The 18,875-nt window shown below is 59.6% G+C and carries 19 protein-coding genes; 9 read left to right on the top strand and 10 right to left on the bottom strand.

Going from position 1 to position 18,875, the window contains the following annotated elements; genetic code table 11:
* The first annotated feature begins 41 nt into the window (after positions 1–41).
* On the top strand, positions 42–2,789 hold the full coding sequence (gene mgtA, locus NV64_RS05500) for a magnesium-translocating P-type ATPase (protein ID WP_072166450.1): 2,748 nt from the start codon (positions 42–44) through the stop codon (positions 2,787–2,789).
* Between the two features lie 64 nt (positions 2,790–2,853).
* Here the strand turns inward: mgtA and NV64_RS05495 are convergent, their stop codons facing one another.
* Both NV64_RS05495 and NV64_RS05490 read right to left on the bottom strand, forming a co-directional pair.
* A complete protein-coding gene (locus tag NV64_RS05495) occupies positions 2,854–3,096 on the bottom strand; it encodes a DUF1158 family protein (protein WP_101505489.1) in 243 nt (80 codons plus the stop codon).
* A 78-nt stretch (positions 3,097–3,174) separates the two neighbouring features.
* Entirely contained in the window at positions 3,175–4,062 is an 888-nt protein-coding gene (locus NV64_RS05490) for a LysR family transcriptional regulator (RefSeq protein ID WP_056240716.1), read from the bottom strand.
* Positions 4,063–4,163: 101 nt separating this feature from the next.
* Here NV64_RS05490 and NV64_RS05485 point away from each other — a divergent pair, with 101 nt between their 5' ends.
* The 3 genes from NV64_RS05485 to NV64_RS05475 all read left to right on the top strand — a co-directional run bounded on the left by NV64_RS05485 (position 4,164) and on the right by NV64_RS05475 (position 6,951).
* The gene (locus tag NV64_RS05485; protein WP_056240713.1) at positions 4,164–4,760 is read left to right on the top strand and encodes a short chain dehydrogenase; all 597 of its coding nucleotides are present in this window, start codon (positions 4,164–4,166) and stop codon (positions 4,758–4,760) included.
* 354 nt (positions 4,761–5,114) lie between these two features.
* Positions 5,115–5,687 (top strand): manganese efflux pump MntP, encoded by a 573-nt coding sequence (gene mntP / locus NV64_RS05480; RefSeq protein ID WP_056240710.1) that lies wholly within the window; start codon positions 5,115–5,117, stop codon positions 5,685–5,687.
* Between the two features lie 727 nt (positions 5,688–6,414).
* Entirely contained in the window at positions 6,415–6,951 is a 537-nt protein-coding gene (locus tag NV64_RS05475) for a cysteine hydrolase family protein (protein WP_056240706.1), read from the top strand.
* Positions 6,952–7,159: 208 nt separating this feature from the next.
* On the opposite strand, the gene NV64_RS05470 is transcribed toward NV64_RS05475, so the two are convergent.
* The 6 genes from NV64_RS05470 to NV64_RS05445 all read right to left on the bottom strand — a co-directional run bounded on the left by NV64_RS05470 (position 7,160) and on the right by NV64_RS05445 (position 13,642).
* The gene (locus NV64_RS05470; RefSeq protein ID WP_101505488.1) at positions 7,160–8,332 is read right to left on the bottom strand and encodes a Gfo/Idh/MocA family protein; all 1,173 of its coding nucleotides are present in this window, start codon (positions 8,330–8,332) and stop codon (positions 7,160–7,162) included.
* Positions 8,333–8,347: 15 nt separating this feature from the next.
* Complete coding sequence (locus NV64_RS05465; protein ID WP_101505487.1) at positions 8,348–9,268, bottom strand: TIM barrel protein; 921 nt, start codon at positions 9,266–9,268, stop codon at positions 8,348–8,350.
* Positions 9,269–9,285: 17 nt separating this feature from the next.
* Positions 9,286–10,716 carry a sugar porter family MFS transporter gene (locus tag NV64_RS05460; RefSeq protein ID WP_233208930.1) on the bottom strand — a complete coding sequence of 477 codons (1,431 nt, stop codon included), beginning with the start codon at positions 10,714–10,716 and terminating at the stop codon, positions 9,286–9,288.
* A gap of 202 nt (positions 10,717–10,918) precedes the next feature.
* Entirely contained in the window at positions 10,919–11,953 is a 1,035-nt protein-coding gene (locus NV64_RS05455; protein WP_056240690.1) for a LacI family DNA-binding transcriptional regulator, read from the bottom strand.
* 153 nt (positions 11,954–12,106) lie between these two features.
* Positions 12,107–12,541, bottom strand: a complete 435-nt coding sequence (locus tag NV64_RS05450; protein WP_233208929.1) for a DUF3368 domain-containing protein — start codon at positions 12,539–12,541, stop codon at positions 12,107–12,109.
* 33 nt (positions 12,542–12,574) lie between these two features.
* Positions 12,575–13,642 carry an ImmA/IrrE family metallo-endopeptidase gene (locus tag NV64_RS05445; RefSeq protein WP_056240687.1) on the bottom strand — a complete coding sequence of 356 codons (1,068 nt, stop codon included), beginning with the start codon at positions 13,640–13,642 and terminating at the stop codon, positions 12,575–12,577.
* Positions 13,643–13,833: 191 nt separating this feature from the next.
* On the opposite strand from NV64_RS05445, the gene NV64_RS05440 reads away from it, so the two are divergent.
* Positions 13,834–14,451 (top strand): TetR/AcrR family transcriptional regulator, encoded by a 618-nt coding sequence (locus NV64_RS05440; RefSeq protein WP_072166462.1) that lies wholly within the window; start codon positions 13,834–13,836, stop codon positions 14,449–14,451.
* A gap of 2 nt (positions 14,452–14,453) precedes the next feature.
* Complete coding sequence (locus tag NV64_RS05435) at positions 14,454–15,317, top strand: helix-turn-helix domain-containing protein (protein WP_233208928.1); 864 nt, start codon at positions 14,454–14,456, stop codon at positions 15,315–15,317.
* A 44-nt stretch (positions 15,318–15,361) separates the two neighbouring features.
* Here the strand turns inward: NV64_RS05435 and NV64_RS05430 are convergent, their stop codons facing one another.
* Positions 15,362–16,009, bottom strand: a complete 648-nt coding sequence (locus NV64_RS05430) for a GntR family transcriptional regulator (protein ID WP_101505484.1) — start codon at positions 16,007–16,009, stop codon at positions 15,362–15,364.
* Positions 16,010–16,119: 110 nt separating this feature from the next.
* On the opposite strand from NV64_RS05430, the gene NV64_RS05425 reads away from it, so the two are divergent.
* Positions 16,120–16,584, top strand: coding sequence for an OsmC family protein (locus tag NV64_RS05425; protein ID WP_056240677.1), 465 nt, complete (start codon positions 16,120–16,122; stop codon positions 16,582–16,584).
* Positions 16,585–16,727: 143 nt separating this feature from the next.
* Here the strand turns inward: NV64_RS05425 and NV64_RS05420 are convergent, their stop codons facing one another.
* Positions 16,728–16,937 (bottom strand): YdgH/BhsA/McbA-like domain containing protein, encoded by a 210-nt coding sequence (locus tag NV64_RS05420; RefSeq protein WP_056240674.1) that lies wholly within the window; start codon positions 16,935–16,937, stop codon positions 16,728–16,730.
* Between the two features lie 296 nt (positions 16,938–17,233).
* On the opposite strand from NV64_RS05420, the gene NV64_RS05415 reads away from it, so the two are divergent.
* Entirely contained in the window at positions 17,234–17,734 is a 501-nt protein-coding gene (locus NV64_RS05415) for an RNA polymerase sigma factor (RefSeq protein ID WP_056240671.1), read from the top strand.
* A gap of 4 nt (positions 17,735–17,738) precedes the next feature.
* Complete coding sequence (locus NV64_RS05410) at positions 17,739–18,794, top strand: FecR family protein (RefSeq protein WP_056240669.1); 1,056 nt, start codon at positions 17,739–17,741, stop codon at positions 18,792–18,794.
* Positions 18,795–18,875 lie beyond the last annotated feature (81 nt).

The raw sequence follows: 18,875 nt of genomic DNA, 5'->3' as shown, positions 1-18,875 counted from the left end.
TGCGTTCCGTTCCGCCTGCCCGCTCCGCCTCCCCCCTGAATATGCTGAAAAATCCTCGTCTGCAGGAGCCCATTCCTGCGCGTAAAAAAACATCTGATTCAAGGAGCTGGCTAATGAAAATGCATAAAGCCAACCTAAAAATGGCCCAGGACCTGGCGATCGTCAGCGCGGCCAGTGCAAGCCCCGAGCGCACTCTGGCGTCTCTCAACAGCCAGCGCGAGGGCCTGACCGGGCGGCAGGCCGCCGAACGGCTGCAGCAGTATGGTCCTAACCAGGTCGCGCGCGATCGCGCACCGGCGGCGGCGATCCAGCTGCTGCAGGCCTTCAATAATCCGTTTATCTGGGTGCTGATGGCGCTGGCGGCGATCGGCTTCTTTACCGACTACCTGCTGCCGCTGCACCAGGGAGAGCCGACCTCGCTGACCGGGGTGACCATCCTGCTGGTGATGGTCGGCCTCAGCGGGCTGCTGCGCTTCGGCCAGGAGTACCGCACCAGTAAGGCGGCAGACGCGCTGAAGTCGCTGGTGCGGACCACCGCCACCGTGCTGCGCCGCCACGATGAAACCGGCGAATCTCAGGCGGTTGAAGTGCCTTTGCAGGACGTGGTGCCCGGCGATATCGTGCAGTTTTCAGCGGGCGACCTGATCCCGGCAGACGTGCGGCTGCTCAGCACCCGCGCGCTGTTTGTCAGCCAGGCGGCGCTGAGCGGCGAGGCGCTGCCGCTGGAAAAATATGACACCGACAGCCACCCGCAGGGGCTGCATGCGGCCAGCGAACTGGACGAGCAGGCGCTGCTCAGCCTGCCCGGTATCTGCCTGATGGGCACGGTGGTGGCCAGCGGCAGCGCTACGGCGGTAGTGGTGGCCACCGGCAGCGACACCTGGTTTGGTCAGCTGGCCAGCTCGCTGCTCGGTGCGCGCCCGCAGACGGCGTTTGACCGCGGCGTGAACAGCGTCAGCTGGCTGCTGATCCGCTTTATGCTGGTGATGGTGCCGGTGGTGCTGCTGATTAATGGCTTCAGCAACGGCGACTGGCGCGATGCGCTGCTGTTCGCGCTGGCGGTGGCGGTCGGGCTGACGCCGGAAATGCTGCCGATGATCGTCAGCTCCAACCTGGCGAAGGGGGCGATCGCGCTGGCAAAACGCAAAGTGGTGGTGAAACGGCTGAATGCGATCCAGAACTTTGGCGCGATGGACGTGCTGTGCAGCGATAAAACCGGCACCCTGACCGAGGATAACATTAGCCTCGACCGGCACCTGAACCTGCACGGCCAGACCGATGCGCGGGTGCTGCAGCTGGCGTGGCTGAACAGCCGTCATCAGAACGGGGTGAAAAACCTGATGGACCGGGCGATCCTCGCGCACGGCCAGGGCAACCCGGCGCTGGCCTCCCTGTGGCGCTGGCGAAAAATCGACGAACTGCCGTTTGATTTTGAGCGCCGTCGCCTGTCGGTGCTGGTGGCCGAAGGGCAGCAGCAGCAGCTGATTTGCAAAGGCGCGGTGGAGGAGATGCTGGCGGTGGCCGCTTACTGGCAGGATGGTGATGTCGTGCGGCCGCTGGATGCGGCGGCGCGGCAACGCATCCGCCTGCTGGCCGAGCGCTACCAGCAGCAGGGCTTCCGCGTGCTGCTGGTCGCCAGCCGTTCGCTGGCAGAACCGGCGCGGCCGCTGACCCTTGATGACGAGCGCGATCTGGTACTCGGCGGGCTGCTGACCTTCCTCGACCCGCCGAAAGAGAGCGCCGCCGCCGCGCTGGCCGCGCTGCGGGAAAATGGCGTAACGGTGAAAATCCTCACCGGCGACAACCTGACCATCAGCCGAAAAATCTGCCGGGACGTCGGGCTGGATCCGGGCGATCCGCTGTGCGGCAGCGAGATCGCTACCCTGAGCGACGCGCGGCTGGCGCTGCGGGTGGCCGACACCACGCTGTTCTGCCGCCTCAGCCCGCAGCAGAAAACCCGCGTGGTGCAGGCGCTGCAGAACAATGGTCACACCGTCGGCTTTCTCGGTGACGGCATTAACGATGCGCCGGCGCTGCGCGCGGCGGATGTTGGCATCTCGGTCGATAGCGCCAGCGATATCGCTAAAGAGTCCGCCGATATCATCCTGCTGGAGAAGAGCCTGCTGGTGCTGGAGCAGGGGGCGATCGTCGGTCGGCAGACCTTTGGCAATATCATCAAGTACCTGAACATGACCGCCAGCTCCAACTTTGGCAACGTGTTCTCGGTGCTGGTGGCCAGCGCTTTTCTGCCGTTCCTGCCGATGCTGGCGGTACAGCTGCTGCTGCAGAACCTGCTGTACGATCTGTCGCAGCTGGCGCTGCCGTGGGACAAGATGGACCGCGAATTTCTGCGTCAGCCGCGCAAGTGGGATGCGAAAAACATCGGTCGCTTTATGCTGTGGATGGGGCCGACCTCGTCGGTGTTTGATATCACCACCTTCTGGCTGATGTGGCACGTGTTTGCCGCCAACAGCGTCGAGGCGCAGGCGCTGTTCCACTCCGGCTGGTTTGTCGAGGGGCTGCTGTCGCAAACGCTGGTGGTGCATATGCTACGCACCGGGAAAATTCCGTTTATCCGCAGCCGCGCCGCGCTGCCGGTAATGCTGATGACCGGGCTGGTGATGGTGGTGGGCGTGCTGATACCGTTCACCCCGCTGGGCAGCGCCTTCGGGCTGGTGCCGCTGCCGCTGAGCTACTTCCCGTGGCTGCTGGCGACGCTGCTGGGCTACTGCCTGCTCACTCAGGGGGTGAAAACCCTCTATATGCGCCGTTTTGGCCAGTGGTTCTGATCCAGTGAGAACGCGCCGCGACAGGGAGCGTTGCGGCCGACCGCTGGCGCGGGGTGCCGCAGGGCTATGGCCGAATAAAGCGCAGGTAAATAAAGCGGATAACGTAGTACTCCACCGCGCCCAGCACTAAAAACCACAGGCAGAACACCAGCGTATAGAGCTGGCCGATATCCTCCAGATGGAAGGTGTCGACCAGCCTGCGGGCCAGCGCCAGGCCAAAGCTGGGCGCGGGCAGCAGCAGCGCGGAGAGAAAGCCGAGCAGCAGCGTGGCCATCGGCATCAGAAAGGTTAAAAACGGACTTTTCATCATTATTCCATCGGGTGGGGCGCGCTGGCCCCGTGCAGTTGGCGCTATTTTCGGTGAAAGCTCAGTCGGGTTCAATCATTAAACCGCCAGCGCCGCGGGCAGCTGCTCACGCATCCAGCTGATAAAACTGCGGCGCTTCTCTGACGGACTGAGATCCTGCCGCCACAGCAGATGGATCGGCCGGCTGCTCTGTCGCCACGGCTGTAGCAGCTCCACCAGCCGCCCGGCGGCGATATCCTCCGCCAGCAGAATACGCGGCTGCAGGATCAGCCCGGCTCCGGCCAGCGCCGCCTGGCGCAGCGCCTGGCCGTCGTTGCAGACAAAGCTGCCGTCGGTCGGCCACGGAATACCGGCAAACTGCCAGGCGTTGCTTTTGTTCCACGCCATATTGCACAGGCAGCGGTGCTGGTACAGATCCTGCGGCGTCTGCGGGGTACCGTGCTGCGCCAGATAGTCCGGCGTGGCACACACCACCATCTGATAGTCGCCCAGATGCTGGGCGACCAGCCCGTCGCCGGCGTTCAGCCTGCCGACGCGCAGGGCAAAATCAAAGCCTTCGCCGACCAGGTCGACAAACTCATCGCTGAGATCCAGCTCAATCTTCACCTGCGGATAGCGCCGCTGGTAAGCGGCCACTACCCCGGCCACCGCGCTGGCCCCGAGGTTGAGCGGGGCGCTGATGCGCAGCAGGCCGGACGGAGTGCCCTTCATCTGCTCCACGCTCTCTTCCGCCTGCCGCAGCTGTAACAGCGCGGCTTTGCACTGCCGGTAGTAGCGCTCGCCGGCCTCGGTCAGGCTCTGGCGGCGGGTGTTGCGCTGCAGCAGGCGCGCATCCAGCGCCTGTTCCAGCTGGCGGACGTGCTTGCCGACCATCACCGCGGTGATGTCCAGCCGGCGGGCGGCCTCGCTAAAGTTGCCGCTCTCCACCGCGCAGATAAAAGCCTCGATACTGCGTAATTTATCCATGATTACAAACCCAGAGTTTGGAGTTCCCGAAAGTATCGCGCATTTTTCCGCCGGACGCACTGCGCCACAATGGTGGCCTTAACGCGTAACGGAGAACAGAGATGAAAATTTTAGTGACTGGCGCCACCGGCACCGTGGGGCAGGGCATCGTTAACGAACTGGGCCGCGACCATCAGGTGATTACCGTCGGCCACACCCGTGGCGACTACCAGGTGGATCTGACCTGCGAAGAGAGCGTGCGCGACCTGTTTGCGCAAACTGGCAGGGTGGATGCGGTGATCTCCGCCACCGGCGGCGTGCATTTTGGTCCGCTGGCGGAGATGAGCAGCGAGCAGTTCAACCGTGGGCTGCAGGATAAGCTGCTGGGCCAGGTGCGGCTGGTGCTGATCGGCAGGGAGTTCGTCAATCCGGGCGGCTCCTTCACCCTGACCAGCGGCATTCTGGCGCAGCAGCCGATCCGCACCGGGGTTAACGCCACCGCGGTTAACGCGGCGATTGAGGGGTTTGTGCTGGCGGCGGCCAACGAACTGCCCGGCCTGCGTATTAACGCGGTCAGCCCGACGGTGCTCACCGAAGCACTGGCGAGCTACGGTCCGTTCTTCCCCGGCTTTGAAAGCGCCCCGGCCAGCCGGGTGGCGCTGGCCTATCGCCGCAGCGTGGACGGCGTGGAGACCGGCCGCGTCTACCGCGTCTGGTAACTGCAACAGCGCCCACAGGCGGCGTGCCTGACGCCGGGCTGTGTAAATTCTGCGGGCAAAACGGGTCGTAATTTGCCGATTTTTTCCCCACCCCCTGCGGGGTTATAAAACCCCACACTCTGTGTAACGCGGTAATTCTTTTAGAGTTTCCGCGTTCTTTTTTGCAGCAAAAATAGCATCTGTTAAAAAGTATAGCCAAGGCTATACTCAAATCCATGATTTTACTGTCTTTTTTTCCTCAGGCTTGCATGCTAGGATGCGCTTCAATTGAGCTGGCCTGTGGTTATTTTTACAACATAAGCCCTTTTTTAACGCTTCAGACGGTCCGTGCCGCTTCAGACCGGGATAAAACCAATGAACCTCTACGCAACCCTGATTCTGGCTTTTGCTATGTCGATGGACGCCTTCGCGGCGGCGCTCGGCAAAGGTGCCAGCCTGCATCGTCCGGGCCTGAAAGAAGCCCTGCGTACCGGTCTGATCTTCGGCGTGATTGAGGCGCTGACCCCGCTGATTGGCTGGGCGATCGGCCTGGCGGCCAGCCAGTACGTGATGGCGTGGGACCACTGGGTGGCGTTTGGCCTGCTGTTGATCCTCGGCGGGCGGATGGTGATGGAAGGGATGCGTAAAAAAGCCTGCGAGCCGGAACACGCACCGACCCGCCACGGCTTCTGGCTGCTGGTGTGCACCGCGATTGCCACCAGCCTCGACGCGATGGCGGTCGGCGTTGGCCTCGCCTTCCTGCAGGTGAATATCGTCACCACCGCGCTGGCAATTGGCGCGTCAACGATGATTATGGCGACCGCGGGCATTCTGCTGGGGCGCTTTATCGGCCCGGTGCTCGGCAAATGGGCGGAGATCTTCGGTGGCGTGGTGCTGATCGGCATCGGCACCAGCATCCTGATTGAACATCTGGGCGCGGCGGCATAAGCTCTGCCGGACGATCCGCGCGATCCACTCCTTTCGCCGACGATCCTCGTTCCCTGTTCCTGCAAAACCACACCGGCTTACCCATCGCTCTTCAGCCTGTTCCCGCCATTTCGCAGGACGATAAATCTGCATCAAGAGGATGTCGTTTTGGATTCGTTTACTATTCGGTTAGCATAATTAGGGCGAATAGTGTGATCTGCTTCAAACAAATTGCCTGAAAAACGTCCTGCATGTATAATTTTTTGGCGTTTTTCCACCTTACTGGCAATAGGCAATCATGAAAAATTTCTTCAGGTGCGTGTTTCAGGCTTATGTAGACACCTATAAACACGTGCCGCCAGGTGCCGTTCGTTAAGCACCAGCAGATACACCCTCGATAACCACGGCCAGGGATCGGACCGATGGTTATCACCTCTTCAGCTTGTGCCGGTTTATTTATCCTTTATGACCGGCGGAAGCCTTGCTTCCCGGTATTCCTTCACCACGGCCCGACGGTGGCATTCTGTGCTAAAAAAATCTTGCGATTTTTTCCGTTGTGCGCGAAGTTAACCTGATGCAAACGACTCAGCTGTTCCTCACCACCGTAACCACCACCACCGCTTTCGGCGGCGTGTGGCGAGTTTGCGTGCCTGAGTAGTTAGCAAACTTCCCCCTCGTCCCGCCGGCTACCGACGGGGCGCAGTGTGTCTCCGTGGTAACCGGTTAACGGTAATTAAAGGAGTCACACATGTCCGATCGTTCCGCGCTGTTGGTGATTGATATGCAGGCTGGCCTGCTGCACGGCCCGCAACTTCCCGCCAGTAAACAGACGCTGCTGGCTAACGTTAGCTACCTGATCCGTACCGCGCACCAGCAGCAGGCACCGGTGTTTTTTGCACAGCATACGGGCCCGGCCGGCTCGCCGATCGAAGAGGGCAGCGCGCTGTGGCAACTGGCGGCTGAATTGCCGCGCGCGGAGAGTGACCGCTGTTTTAACAAAACCCGCCCGAGCTGCTTTGCCGGAACAACGCTGCTGGCACAACTGCAGGAAGCAGGCGTAAAACGGCTGGTGATTGTCGGGATGAAAACGGAATACTGCGTGGATACCACCTGCCGGGCGGCGGCGGATCTGGGCTTTACGGTGGTGCTGGTCAGCGATGCCCACAGCACCACCGACAGCGGCGTGTTAAGCGCGGAGCAGATTATCGCCCACCATAACGCCACGCTGGCCGGGCCGTTTGTCACGCTGCAGACGGCGGCGGAAGCGAGTGTCGCTCTGCAGTGACCGGGGTTGCGGCATCTGTCTCAGACAGGGGCCGTATTCTGCAGGCAGGTAACGCATCGGGTAAAACTCGCCGCCAGGCAGCAGGCATGATGCAGAAGTCAGAAGGCAGAAGGCATGATGCAGAAGTCAGAAGTCAGAAGTCAGACAGCAACAGGCAGCAGCCGCAGGGGCTGCTGCCTGTATTCATCGTGGTCGGTTTAGCGCCGGGTTACTCGAAATCGACCCAGGTTGCCCCGGCATCAGCCGATTCAACACAGCGCTCAACCCACTGCACGCCTGCCACGCCGGCGTGGACGTCCGGGTACCAGAAGTCGGCCAGCAGCGCGGTGTCACCGCGATCGGTGGCGTCCATGGCGATGGCGAAGCGGCGGTACAGGTTAGACCAGGCTTCAAACAGACCCTCCGGGTGGCCGCCGCCGATGCGGTCCTCTTCCAGCGCGCGCGGGGCCAGGTAGCCCATACCGCGCTCCAGAATACGTACCGGCTCGCCCTGAATTTCATAGCGCAGCTGGTTTGGCTGTTCGTCCCACCACTCCAGGCTGGCTTTTGAACCGATCACGCGGATCTTCTGGCCGTGCATCGATCCGCAGTTCACCGCCGAACACCACAGCGATCCGACCGCGCCGTTATCGTACTCCATCAGCACGAAAGCGTTATCTTCCAGCGGCGCGCGGGTTTTCACGAAGCTCTGACGTGAACACATCAGGCGCTTGATCTTCAGCTCCGGCAGCATGGTTTCGGCCAGGAACAGCGGGTGGGTCGCCAGGTCGCCCAGCACGTAGCTTGGCCCGACAAATTTCGGGTCAACGCGCCAGCGGGTGCTCGGGTTCGCCAGCTCCACCGCTTCGTTATGGAAGCCGTGGGAGAAGGACATATTCACGATGCGGATCTCGCCCAGCGCGCCTTCGGCAATCAGGCTGCGCGCCTGCTGGATCAGCTGGTGACCGGCATAGCCGTAGGTGACGCCGATCACTTTATTACGCGCTTTGCTCAGCGCTTCCAGCTCTCTGGCTTCGGCGGTGGTAAAGCACAGCGGCTTTTCACAGACCACGTGCAGGCCGGCTTCCAGCGCCGCTTTGCAGATGGCAAAGTGGGTGTTGTTTGGCGTGGCGATCGAAACCGCCTCAATGCCGTCCGCCCGCTCTGCTTCCTGCTGGAACAGGGTCTGGTAGTCCGGGTAGCAGCGGTCGCCGTCCACGCCGAGGCTTTCGCCGAAGGCGCGGCCACGGGCCGCATCGATATCGAAAGCGCCAGCCACCAGGGCGAAGGTGTTATCGCGCAGTGCCGCAGAACGGTGGATATAGCCGATCTGGCTGGTGCCGCCGCCGCCTACCATGCCCCAGCGCAGGGAGCGATCGAGAGGTTTAATACCGTTAATCATGATGGGTTCCTTAACTTAAAATCCGACGGAGTTCAGGTAGCGCAGGCTTTCAGTCACGTCGTGCAGGCTGCCATCGGCGTTGCGCGGGTCACGTTCCTGTTCGATGGTGATCCAGCCCTGGTAGTTGCGTTCTGCCAGGAAGGTACGTACTGCCGGGTAGTCAATCGCCCCTTTGCCGATCGGGCACATCACCCCTTCGGCGCAGGCGGTAAAGAAGTCGATGCCGCGGGCAATCACGTCGCGGAACACGGCGTCATTAACGTCTTTAAAGTGCAGATAGTCGATGCGGTCAAAGTAGTGCGCCAGCGCCGGGATCGGGTCCATGCCGGCGTAGTAGAGGTGGCCGGTATCAAGGCACAGGCCCGCCACGCTGTGCGGGATATCCTGCACCAGCTTTTCCAGCTCGTCGGCAAACTCAATGCTGCCGCCGGCGTGCGGGTGGATCACCGGACGCACGCCGTACTCTTTGGCAATACGGCTGATTTCGGTGATATGGCCGATCATGCGCTGCCAGTCGGCGTCCGACAGGCGTTCGGCTTTATCATACTGCCCGGCCAGACGGGCGCGATCGGCATCGCCGAAGTCGATAATCACCAGGTACGGTGCCGGGATGTTGGCACCGTGGGCTGGCGTGGCGGTCGGCACTTTCGCCAGGTTGCGGCACAGGTTGTGCGTCAGCTCTACCATCGCCGGGAAGTTGGACTCGCTGACCAGGTCATCAAAGATGGTACCGGCGACAATCGTCAGGCCGTACTGGTTCAGCTTTTCGGTCAGCAGCGTCGGGTCGGTGGGCAGATAGGTCCACGGCCCCAGCTCAATGCTTTTATAACCGGCCTGGGCGGCCTCTTTCAGCACCTTCTCATACGGCGGCAGGTGCGGGTTTTTTGGGTCATCCACGCCCCAGCTGCAGGGTGCGTTAGCAATATGAATGGTCATGTTGGCGTCCTCAAAAATCAGTGGGTTGCAGTTTTGCGTTGTTGTTGGGTGGTGTCGAAGCGTTCCAGAATCAGCGCTTCCATTTTTTCCAGCGAGACGCCCCTGGTTTCCGGCAGCAGTGCCTTAACGAACCACCAGGAGACCAGAGAACACACCGCGAACAGCAGCAGCGGGAAGGCACCGTTAAAGGTCTCGTTGAGATACTGGCTCTGGTTCATCATCGGGAACGACTGGCTGACAAAGAAGTTACCGGCCCACATGGCACAGATGGAGAAGCCCATCCCGGCACCGCGCAGGCGGGTAGGGAAGATCTCGCCAATCACCGTCCATACCACCTGGCCCCAGGTACCGCCGAACAGGAACATAAAGCCGAACAGGCCGATCACCGACACCCAGCCGGTCATGCCGCTGTAGAAGGTCCAGAAGGTGATCAGCAGACATACGGCAGAACCCAGCGAACCGATCAGCAGCAGAGATTTACGCCCCATCCTGTCGATCAGCATCATGCCGGCCATCACGCCTGCAAACTGCAGTACCGCCAGCCAGATGGTCATATACATTGCTTCCTGCATATTGTGGGTGACGTTCATCAGCAGGGTCGGGCCGAAGTACTGAATGACGTTAATGCCGGTCAGCTGGTTGAAGATCGCCAGGCCGATACCAATCACCAGGAAAATCGACGTCTTACGGGTAAAGCGGGCGCGTTCGCTGGTCACCTGCTGCGAGGCTTTCTGCTGCAGCGAGTCCTGAATCTCGCCGATCAGGCGTCTGGCGTGCTCGGCAGATGAAATGCGGGTCAGGGTTTTCAGCGCCTGCTCGTTGCGGCCGACCATCACGTTCCAGCGCGGCGACTCGGGGATAAACCCAACGAACAGGAAGAACAGCACGCAGGGTACAAAGGCGGCGCCCAGCATCCAGCGCCAGCCGTAGGCATTCAGCCACTCGGGGTCGGCATTTTTGGCAATCAGGTAGTTAGTCAGCAGTACCAGCACCTGGCCACCGACGCAGCACACCATGTGCATGGTCATCGCCCGGCCACGGTAGTCTTTCGGTGCCACTTCGGCGATATAAATCGGCGAGATCACCGAGGCAAGGCCGATGCCCAGCCCGCCAATCATGCGGAATACCACAAAGGTGGTGAAGTCCGGTGCCAGCGCGGTGCCGGCAACGGAGACCACAAACAGAATGGCGGTGATAATCAGCATCGACTTGCGGCCGTAGCGGTCAGCCAGCTTGCCGGCGACCAGGCAGCCAATCACGCAGCCAATGATCACGTTAGATACCGCCCAGCCGGTTTCGGCGGCGGAGAGCCGGTAGTGGTGGGCGATAGGTTCAATGGCGCCGGAAATGACCGAAGAGTCATAGCCGAACAACAGCCCGCCGAGAGCGGCAACCGCGCAGATGGCCATCACATAGGCCATATTATGTTTCGGTGGTGTTAAGGGCACAGGGTACATCCTTCAGTTATTATTTGAAGGAAGTATCAAACAAAAATTCTATTATCATCAATGATGGAATGTTTGTTTTTTGATGGCGATCGCACTAATTATGATAGAAAATTATGATGATATTCTATCATTCCCGTGTTTTCAGCCGCTTATCCGACGGAGTGACCCCCACCGATGCGGGGAAGTGGTCCGACCGCGCGGTTTAGAAATTTTCCTTTGTTATCAATTCAAAGCTGCTGTGTGATGAGCTAAAGCCACGCTGGTTCTCCTCCACCGCTTCACGCATTGCCTGCACCACCGCCGCTGCCAACTCCTCCAGCCGGTTTGAGATGATAATATCGAGCGTGCCATCAATCAGCGCCAGCTGTTCATCCTTCAGCGGGCCGTGACAGATCAGGGTAATCTCCTGCTTTCTGCCGCTGTCACGCAGTGCCGCCACCACCCCTTCCACGCCGCCGCAGGGGGCGTAGATCACCGACAGATCCGCATGGTCACAGATCAGCGTCTGGGTTATCTGATATGCGCGGTCGTAATTTTCGAAGCTGTTGACCGGCTCCAGCACGATATGGCCGGTGGCGTGCTCACGCAGATAGGAGCGGAAGCTGATTTCGCAGGTTTCCTGGCACAGGAAGCGGTTATCGCCGATGATCACCCCCACTTTCCCCGGTTTACCGCTCAGACGCTGTACCGCCCAGGCGGCGGTTCGGCCCGCCTTGCGGTTATCCAGCCCGACGTAGCCGGCATGGCCGCAGGGGGACAAATCGGACAGAATAGTGAACACCTTCACCCCTTTCTGTGCCGCCTTCTCCACCGCGTGGCGGATGCGGGCATTATCCAGCGCGATCAGGCCCAGCACGTTAATGCGCTGGCTCATCTGCTCAATGTCTGCGGCCGCTGCTTCAATATCGTGGATATCGTGAAAGACAAACTCAATCGCCGTACCCGGCTGCAGCCACGGCGCGGCTTCCCGCTCCAGCGCACGGGCCAGGCTGTCGTAAAACGAATGGTCGCGGGAGAGCAGAAGAATACCGATGCGCAGCGGCCCGCCGTTGAGGCTGACGGCCGCGACTTCACTGAGGAAATCGCGATCGAAGCGATAGCCCAGCCGCACCGCCGCCTGTACCACCCGTTGTTCAGTATCCGGGCGCACCGGCGCACGGCGGTTCAGCACCCGGTCAACGGTGGCAACGCCGACCCCGGCTTCGCGGGCAATATCGGTCAGGGTAGTTTTTTTCATCACAGAATTCTCAACAAGCGGGACTGAGAGAAAACTATCATGTTACGGCGTATGGCGGGATGCCGGCTGCATCAGGATATGACGCAGGTCAGATTATTTTTTTTATTTATGCAGGAAGGAAGGTGAAATGTTTCATTTTGGATAACAGAGATGTCAGATCGTTGAAATCTGTTCGAGACGCAGTAAGGCTTCATCCCATGGCAGTCGCCTGCCCGCATCTTTCATTCGTCGGTAAGCCGTTCTGGCCTGTGCAGGTGAGATGGTCCCCAGCAGGACAAGTTGCTCTACCACCCAGAGGGATCCCATGACGGTCAGCTTTTCACTCTCGGCAGCTTTCCTCAGCGCCCTGTCGCCGGTCAGCAGAGGGCACTTTTCCTGCTTTGCCAGTGCCAGGGCAAAGCAATCATGACGGCCTGGGCCTGTAACCCGCTGAGTTAGCTGCCAGGCAAACTCCATCGTTGCCGGGAGCAACTCCTGTAGTTTAAGGCCTTTCGCCAGCAGTGTAGGGTGGAATGCCTCAAGCTCTTCGTAAAACAGGATATCCGGCGTCATGATCTGCCAGGGAAGGGTGAAGAAGGCGTCCAGCAACCCCCTTCCTCCAGATCAATAATGATATTGGCGTCACTGATTAATAGTCTCATGGGGGGGCTCCAGCTTGCGTGCCTGATGGAATGAACTTAATGACAGACCCAGTAATTCGGCAGCTTTAGCTTCCCCAATAATGTCTTCGCCCAGTGCGCGGTAAACCAGCTGCTGAAAAAGGAAGGTATTCTCCTGTGGGTACGGGGTGCCGGGTTCTGTGCTGCGCCAACCCTGGCGGGCAAAATGGATGACTAATTTTTTATGCAGGGCAGGGCTGATAATACCCAGACTCAGCAGTCGATACAGGCAGGCGGCCATGCTGATGCCGTATTCCTGCTTGAGCAGATAAAGTTCACGAAATTCAATCTGGTGGCGATACTGGCCTGTCTGCTGTCGAACGCAGCAGGCTGGCAATAAAAAGGCAGCAGCGAAACGATTACAGGCTTTTTCTTCATCCATATCTGCAGACAAACGCCCCTGCAACAGCAGATGTCCGAGTTCATGTGCCAGCGTGAAGCGTTGACGATCGCCCGGCCAGTTTGAAGAAACGATAATAGCGGGTTTGCCGGCAACGTCTGCCTGCAAACCGTCGAAGCGGGTTTGTTTACCGATATCGGTAACAATCACTAAAATACCGCGTGTTTCCAGCAGATCGATCAGATCTGCAATTGGTGCTGAACCCAACTGCCAGCTGTCGCGAAGTTGCCCGGCGAGTGTCTCAATATCATCCCAGTCATTGATATATTGCAGCTCGTATCGCGGGGGGACAAACTGGGTTACCGGAAACGTTGGCCACAGGTTAGCCAGTTCAAGCCAGCGTTCGGCCTGGTCGATAACATCGGCCTCAATGCGTTTTAGCAGCGCAACGGGTGTTGCTACCCGTTTGCGATATTCAATCCCTTTAAGTTCAACCTGATAAGGGCGGAAAAAATATTCGCTACGCACATTTAATGCTTTTGCAAGCTTAAGCAGAACGCCGGAAGAGGGCATATTCTGATTGTGCTCATACTTTTTGATCATGTTGGCGCTGACCCCTGCGGCTTCACCCAACGCCTGCATCGACAGACCTGCAGCTGAGCGTGCGCGTAGCAAGCGTTCTCCAATCATGATGCCTCTCAGGTTTATAAAAAATTTAAATGTTAACTTATTATAAACCCTCGGGGGGCAGTGTCGATGGGTAAACTGTCCATTTAGCCGGTACAACATTTACCTGAACTGAAGAAAAAAGCTGCGTTCACCGGCGGGGCTTTATGCTATCTTCACAAAACATACCGTACGGTATCTTTTATGAGGACATGATGTCGAAACTCCCCCCGACTGACGAAAATGACGATGGCGGCCGATGCTGCCTGCGCGGCTGGTACCGTAAAAAACAGCCGGAGCAGGTGCGGGCGGCGCTGATCCAGTGTGCTGCCGAAATGGCGGCGCAGCAGGGGCTGACCGCCGTGACGGTACAGGCGGTGGCGCAGGCGGCGGGGGTGACCAAGGGCGGCTTCTTCCACCATTTCCCGCATAAGCAGGCGCTGCTGGATGCGGTGTTTGATGCCTTTAAAGCCGAACATGACCGGGAAATCGACCGGCTGATGGCGGCTGATGAGGAGGCCTGGGGCAGCTTTACCCGTGCCTATGTGATGATGTCTTTTCGGGATATTTTGCAGGAAGAAGCCAGTCTGCACGTGCCGCTTTCGCTGTCGATGATGGCGTCTGCGGAGCTGTGTGAACGCTGGTCGAAGTGGCTGGCCGGGCGCCTGCAGCGTCATCAGTCTACCGATAGCGACCCGCAGCATGAGACAGCCAGGCTGGCCGCCGACGGCGCCTGGCTGGTGCACTCCCTTAAACTTCACTCTGCCGTTGGCGCGCCGCTGGCGCTGAGAGAAAGGCTTCTGGCCACTACCCGACGTAGCGGTGAAATATGAAAATGACGTTCAAAGAAGAAGTGGTGCAACAGCTGCTGCAGTGGCTGGAGGGAAATATCCAGACGCCGCTGACCATCGATGACTTTGTCACCAAATCCGGTTACTCCAAGTGGCACCTGCAGCGCATTTTTAAGGAAGTGACCGGGCAGAAGCTGGCCACCTACGCCCGCCAGCGGCGGCTGACCTCCACCGCCTTTATGCTGCGGTTGTTCGATAAACAGATTGATACGGTGGGCAGCGAGCATGGCTTCTCCAGCCACAACGTGTTCCATAAAACCTTTAAGCGCCACTTTAACGTTACCCCTGCGCAGTACCGCGATGCCGTGGACTGGTCGTGCGCCGGGCTGTGTCCGCCGGTGAACCTGACCGCGCAGGCGGTGCCCAGCGGGCAGCTGGTCGAGCTGGAGGCGCTGTCGCTCAGCGGCCAGCTCAACCACTTCCCCTTTACGCTGCACACCATCGATGACTTTTGCTGGCAGAAGCGCCAGCAGTTCTGGCAGCCGCGGCTGGCCGCGCTGGCCGCGCCGCCGGAGGATCTGTATGGGCTGATTAACGTGGTGCGCGGTAAGGCGGGGGAGGAGCATTCAACGCTACAGTATCTGACGTGCCTGACGGCCACCGCCGTGTCGGCGGAGGTGGAGCAGATAGACGTCACCCTTGAGCGCCAGACCTATCTGCAGTTCAGCTACTGCGGCGAATCACAGCACTATGCGGAATTTATCGGGTTGATTTATGAGCATGCGCTACCGCTGGCCCGCGCGGTGCGCCGCGACGGCCACGATATTGAGCGCATCAACCAACGCTGGTTTGAACAGCATCAGGGGCGGCAGCTGAAGATCGATTATTTCGTTCCGGTGATGATCTGAACCTGCGGTCACTGACGCCGGGCCGCCGGAGCGACTTACCGCTGTCAGCCGGGCTGGCGGGCAATGATTTCCAGTACCCGCTGCCGGGCAGAGGCAAGATGCCGCACCGTCTCTTCACGGGCAAGCTGCGCATCCCCCTGGCGGTAAGCCGCCAGAATGGCGGCATGCTGTTGCTGAAACACCGGCGTATCGACCAGCAGCCGGTGTTGCAGCTGTTCGTAGCGCTCAATCTGGGCACATAATTCGGCAATAATTTTCAGCAGCCTGCCGTTATTGCAGCCCTGGTAGAGAATGTGGTGAAACTCGCGGTTCAGCTCGCCCTGTTTTTGCGGCGTCTGCGCCGTTTCCAGCAGCTGATGTACCAGCCCGGCGCGTGCCAGCGTTTCGTCATTGCGGTTCATCACACTGAGCGCGATCGCTTCCCCTTCTGCCAGCGCACGCAGCTGATAGATTTCATTGACGTCACGGGCGGTCAGCCTGCTGACGGCGGCACCACGGTTACGCTGGCTTTCGACCAGACCTTCCCTCTCCAGCTGCTGGATAGCCTCACGCATCGGAATACGGCTGACTGAAAACTGGCTGGCCAGTTCACGCTCGATCAGGCGTGTACCCTCGGCAAGTTCACCCCGGTTAATCATTTCGCGCAGTGAAGCGGCAATCACTTCCGCCGTTGAGTCTGGCTTATTCAGCATCACAGGTTCTCTGAAAAACATTTGGAATAATGGTATACCATATGCTTTACTTTCTCAATCCGTCGCCACAGCAAAGCGCATTTTTCTCAGCTTATTTCGGAGCAGGCATCATGGCACAGCGTGAACATCACTATCGGGTTGCGGTTGAATGGACAGGCAACAAAGGGCAGGGAACGGCTTCCTACAAGGCTTACAGCCGGGATTTTGTGCTTAACGCGGGCGCGAAACCACCGATTGCTGGTTCGTCCGATCCGGCGTTCTTAGGGGATCCGCTGCGCTGGAATCCGGAAGATCTGCTGGTCGCTGCCGCCTCCGCCTGCCATAAATTATGGTATCTGCACCTGTGTGCGGAAGCCGGGATTCGTGTGCAGGCCTACCGCGACGACGCAGAGGGAACCATGGTGGAAGGCAAAACCGGCCGCTTTACGCAGGTGGTGTTGCGGCCGCAGGTGACCATTGCCGCAGGCAATGACCTGGAACAGGCCCGGCAGTTGCATCATCAGGCGCATGCGCTTTGCTATATTGCTAATTCGCTGAACTTCCCGGTGCTGTGTGAGCCAACGATCGTTTGCTAGCGGTAGTCTTCAGGTATCGGGCAGGTAGCCGCGGAATGTACGCGCGGAGCAGGGCAGGACGGTGTGAGTGGTGGGGGGCAGCAGGTACAGAAAAACGGGCATGCCCGTCCCCTGTCTGGCAGGGTTCGGGCATTGCCGGATGCTTATTTAACCAGTTCGGCGGTCATATGCACGGTGTTATTGCCGCTGGCTTCGATGATTTTGTAAGACGCGCCGGCCTGCTGTGCCTGAGCGGCGATTTGGGCTTCTGCGCTCTCAATGGTTGAACCGGTAGCGACCACGGTCTGGGCGAATGCGCCGAAAGAGGCCAGAGAAAGTACGGTAACAGCAGCAATAGTTTTGATAGATTTCATAGGGTCATTCCTTCAGTAAGTTTGTTTGGGAGAAGGCTGTTTGCCTTCGTTGAAAACAATAATAGGCGCATTGAAGCGATTCTGATAGCGGAGTGATTTGCTTAAATCATTCAAATAATTTGTTCAATATCTGACGTTGATTTACGTTCAGGCCTGTTGGCTGAAGAATGCTGACATCCGGGCCGTTTACCGGGCTGAAAAGGGTGGCGGGCAGCATTAAAATAACAATGATAATCATTCAACATGATGCTACGCTCATTCGCCCATCCGTTGCCTGTCGCCTGAGAAAAGTTATCGTGTCAGCGTTTGAACAGTATTACGTTGAAGTCCTGCGCTTTCTGACGCGTAAACTGCGTGACCACGACAGTGCTCAGGATCTGACGCAGGAGACCTTCAGCCGCGCGTTAACGCTGCCCCCCGGCGGGGACGTCGCCTCGCCCCGCGGCCTGCTCTATCAGATTGCGCGCAATCTGCTGATTGACCGCTACCGCAGCAGTAAACGACAATCCCATGAAAATCTTGAGGATATCGATGAGTCCTCTATTGTCGCTCCCGGGAGCTGGCAGCCAGAGGCGCAGGCGGAGAGCAGCCAGCACGCTGCCCGACTGGTGGCAATCATCGAGGCGCTGCCGCCGCGCTGTCGTCAGGCGTTTGTATTGCACCGCATTGACGGGCTGTCGCAGAGCGAGGTCGCAAAGCAGATGGGGATTTCCACCAATATGGTAGAGAAACATATTATTCGGGCGATGGTGGCCTGCCGGGAAGGCAGCGCCAGCGGGCAGGACAGCAAAGGATAATGCGATGAAAACCCCGGATGCCTTACGGCCCGAACAGGCTGACAGCGCGGAAACCTGGCTGCTGCGACAGCAGGCCGGTTTCCGCGCCGGACAGCAACAGCAGTTTAACCACTGGCTGACCCAGGGCGACAATGCCGCCGCGTTTGCCCGTACCACGGCGCTGTGGCAACAGCTTGGTGAACTGCCCGAAAGTGAGAAACTGCGCCTGCGTCAGCAGGTGCGGCGGGAGCTGGCCGCTCCTGCCCGGCGGCCGCGCCGCCTGCTGTGGCCCGCGCTGGCGGTACTGCTGCTGGCGGTGCTGATCTGGCCGCTGTGGCGGCAGCTGGCGCCGGCAGAGTTTGAGCAGGTTTACGCTACGCAGCGCGGCGAGCAACGCCTGATCGCCCTGCCGGACGGCAGCACACTGAATCTGGATGCGGAAACCCGGTTGCGGGTGGCGTACTGGCCGCAGCATCGCGAGATCTGGCTGGAGCAGGGACAGGCTTTTTTCCAGGTGGCCCATCAGGCGCAGCGCCCGCTGACGGTGCGCAGCGGTACGTTGCGCGTCACGGTTCTCGGCACTGAATTCAGCGTGCGCTACATTCCGCACTCGATGAGCGGAGAGGGCGTCAGCGTGGCGGTGCGTTCCGGTGCGGTGCGCGTCGGGCCGCAGGCGGGCTGGCGCTACGGCTGGTGGCGGCTGGTGAACAGGCTGGGGATTGCCCGCACCGATGCGCATCTGCGCGTGCTGCGCGCCGGTCAGCAGAGCCAGAGTGACGGCAGCGGCCTGCTGACGGGGCAGAGTGCAATCGCCCCGCAGGCGGTGGCCTCGTGGCAGCAGGCGCGGGTCAGTTTCGACAACACCCCGCTGCCGCTGGCGCTGGCCGAGTTCGCCCGTTACGGCAGCGTGCACTATCAGGCCGATCCCCGGGTGGCGGAACTGCGCATCACCGGCAGCTTCGCGCTGGGGCGGCTGGACAGTTTTGCCCGGGCGCTGCCTGCCGTGCTGCCGGTCACGCTGAAAAAGCAGGGTGACACTACGCTCATCGTGCCGCGCAGCACGGCGGAAAAAAAATCGTAAAAAAAACGTCATCCTGACGTCAGGGTTTTGTCCGTCACAGCGTCTTCAAAGGTAATGATTCTTATTACATACCTTTGGGAA

Source organism: Erwinia sp. B116 (assembly GCF_002865965.1).
Classification (GTDB): domain Bacteria; phylum Pseudomonadota; class Gammaproteobacteria; order Enterobacterales; family Enterobacteriaceae; genus Erwinia.
Note: the sequence above shows the minus strand (reverse complement) of the source record. Positions and strands in the feature narration are given on the sequence as shown.